This window comes from Chitinophaga sp., from assembly GCF_035564935.1.
In the GTDB taxonomy this organism is placed as follows: domain Bacteria; phylum Bacteroidota; class Bacteroidia; order Chitinophagales; family Chitinophagaceae; genus Chitinophaga.
Genome location: NZ_DATMTE010000061.1, coordinates 1 through 2,671 on the forward strand (window position 1 = coordinate 1; position 2,671 = coordinate 2,671).

3 protein-coding genes are annotated in these 2,671 nt (G+C 47.0%); 1 reads left to right on the forward strand and 2 read right to left on the reverse strand.

Features of this window, described 5'->3' with window-relative positions:
- Positions 1 to 54: 54 nt before the first annotated feature.
- Complete coding sequence (locus VN105_RS01610) at positions 55 to 483, reverse strand: SRPBCC family protein (RefSeq protein ID WP_325637262.1); 429 nt, start codon at positions 481 to 483, stop codon at positions 55 to 57.
- 57 nt (positions 484 to 540) lie between these two features.
- Positions 541 to 1,446 carry an AraC family transcriptional regulator gene (locus tag VN105_RS01615; RefSeq protein ID WP_325637264.1) on the reverse strand — a complete coding sequence of 302 codons (906 nt, stop codon included), beginning with the start codon at positions 1,444 to 1,446 and terminating at the stop codon, positions 541 to 543.
- Positions 1,447 to 1,598: 152 nt separating this feature from the next.
- On the opposite strand from VN105_RS01615, the gene VN105_RS01620 reads away from it, so the two are divergent.
- Positions 1,599 to 2,585 carry an aldo/keto reductase gene (locus VN105_RS01620; protein ID WP_325637266.1) on the forward strand — a complete coding sequence of 329 codons (987 nt, stop codon included), beginning with the start codon at positions 1,599 to 1,601 and terminating at the stop codon, positions 2,583 to 2,585.
- The last annotated feature ends 86 nt before the right edge of the window (positions 2,586 to 2,671 follow it).

Below are 2,671 nucleotides of genomic sequence, written 5' to 3' on the forward strand. Positions count from 1 at the left end.
AATCAGTTTAATCCTGCGTCAGACAAAATCCGCTTAAATCGCCGAAGGCGATAACTACGCTCTTTCCGCCACTTTCTTCAGGCCTTCCAGTATCTGGCGCCAGTTGTCGCGGGAATGATCATAGGCCTGCTGGTCTGCAAAATTCTCCTGGCTCACGGTGAAGCCGGTAGTGCCGTTGCCGTTGCTGCTGAGCGTATACACGATGATGGAATAGTTTTCCGGTGTATCTTCTTTACCGGAGCTTAGATAGGAGTAAGATAGCTGCTTGTCTTTTTCCATTGCCAGTACCTCTCCTTTTTCTTCATAGTGTTTTCCTTCCCATTCACCGGACCAGGTAACAGGGCTGCCTGTTTGCCAGTCGCTGGTAACTTCTGTTCCGAAAAAATATTCTTTGATCAGCGACTTATCAGTGATGGCGGCCCATACTTTTGATGCAGGGGCATTGATGCTGATGGATTCCGAAAGTTTTAACTGCTTGTCCATAATACATTGTTTTTGATGTTACAATATTAAGGAACTGCGCTCCCGGCGGATTGCATTTTACGGATTAATTCTAACGGAATTGGGAGTAACGCCGAATTTCTTTTTAAACGCATTATTAAAATGCTGCGGGGTGGAATAGCCCAGCTCATAGGCTATTTCAGCAGATGTTTTCTGTGTTTCCTGCAGGTACTGGTTGGCCAGTTGCAAACGTTGGCCGGTAAGATAATCGAACACCGTGGAGTTAAAGGTTTCTTTGAATCCGCGTTTGAGTTTATATTCGTTCAGTCCTACCAGCTGCGCTATTTCACTAAGACCCGGAGGGTTACTGAGCCGGTTGTTGATCAGGTCTCTTACTGCAATAATTTTTTCCTTGTCTGTTTTATTTTTTATGAAGCTATCTTTCTTTGCAGTATAATTATATGCTTCTGCGGAAAGCACCAGCAATTCGATACTTTTCGAGAGAAGGAATAATTTTTTGAGCTGGCCTGTAAAGCGGCAGTTCAGGATCTGTGCTATCACCTGCTGGATACCGGCATCAATAGGGCCCCAGCTTTCAGAGAGGAGTACGCTTTTCCCGTTCAGCACGGCTTCGCAAAACCGTTGCAGGTGTTCATTACCATTTTGGGTAAATTCCAGGAACTGTGCTTTGGGGAACTGGATACCGAAGGTTTCTATTTCTTTTGCTTTGGGTATTATTTCAATCTCAAAGCCGTTTGAATACATGATATTATGATGCCCGCCGATCAGGTCGAAGGAGCGGTTAAGTTGCTTATAGGAGAATGCATAATCGCCTTTTATGCCAAAATGCAGGCGTACCACATCGGTATCATTAGCGGCGTGTATGCTGTTGGGAGTGGTATACCTGGAAACCGTGCGGGTTAACCGGATATCGTCACAAAACCAGTCTGTGATATCGGTAATACCGGAAGGCGTGATCAGCTGATATTGTTTATCGTGGTTCATAATGGACTTTAAAAATACGAATATTCGGTACCTTTCCTGCAAAGTGGCATCTTTGATTTGCACAATTAATACTGTAATAACTACAAGTATGCAAGTATTACGCCGCCTATCTTTGCCCCGTTATTATTACCATCAACCCGAAAATAAATCATATGAAGTACAGAACATTAGGAACAACAGACGTACAATTGTCAGCCATTGGACTGGGCTGCATGGGTATGAGCCATGCCTATGGCACGCCGGATGATGTGGAATCTATTGCCACCCTGGAAAAAGCCCTGGAAATAGGGATCAATTTCTGGGATACTGCGGATGTGTATGCTGCGGGTAAAAATGAGGAGCTGATTGCCAAAGTATTAAAGCCTAACCGCAGTAAGATCTTTCTTGCTACCAAGTTTGGGTTCACTTCTTCTCCTGCATCCGGCGTTACGCATTTTGATGGTTCGCCGGCTTATATGAGAAAGGCCGTGGAAGCCAGTTTAAAGAGATTACAAACGGATGTGATTGATCTATATTACGCGCACCGGATTGATCCGAATGTGCCGGTGGAAGAAATGGTAGGCGCTATGGCCGAACTGGTGAAGGAAGGTAAAGTCCGCTACCTGGGTCTTTCGGAGGCATCTGCGAACAGCCTGCGTAAAGCCCATGCGGTGCATCCCATCAGCGCATTGCAAAGCGAATACTCCTTACTGACAAGGGATGTGGAAAAGGAGATCCTGCCGGCATGTAAAGAACTGGGCATCAGTTTCGTGCCATTCAGCCCGCTGGCACGCGGCCTGGTTACCAACGACCTGGATATTGCCAGCCTGGCCGATAACGACTTCCGTAAGTCGCTGCCACGCTACCAGGGGGAACATGCAGAGAACAACCGCCAGCTGGCTGCCGGCTTTGCTGCGCTGGCAGCAGGTAAAAACTGTACGCCTGCGCAACTGGCCCTCGCATGGGTACTGGCTCAGGGTGAAAATGTGATCCCCATTCCGGGCACCAAAAGAAGGAAATACCTGCTGGATAATGCCGGCGCTGTGGACGTAAATTTAACCGCAGCGGATCTGCAAAACCTGGAAGACCTCCTGCAGCAATACCCCAACACCGGCGACAGGTACAGCGAAGCAATGAACAAACTGGTGGACCGGAGTTAATGGTCGCCTTCGGCGACTTTAAGCGGATTTTGTCTGACTCAGGATTAAACTGATTACACTGATTACGCTGATTTGATTACTTTGGA

Excerpts from the sequence above, each read along its gene's own strand:
- VN105_RS01620 (WP_325637266.1), top strand. The coding sequence starts at position 1,599 with ATGAAGTACAGAACATTAGGAACAACAGACGTACAATTGTCAGCCATT.
- VN105_RS01610 (WP_325637262.1), bottom strand. The coding sequence starts at position 483 with ATGGACAAGCAGTTAAAACTTTCGGAATCCATCAGCATCAATGCCCCT.
- VN105_RS01615 (WP_325637264.1), bottom strand. The coding sequence starts at position 1,446 with ATGAACCACGATAAACAATATCAGCTGATCACGCCTTCCGGTATTACC.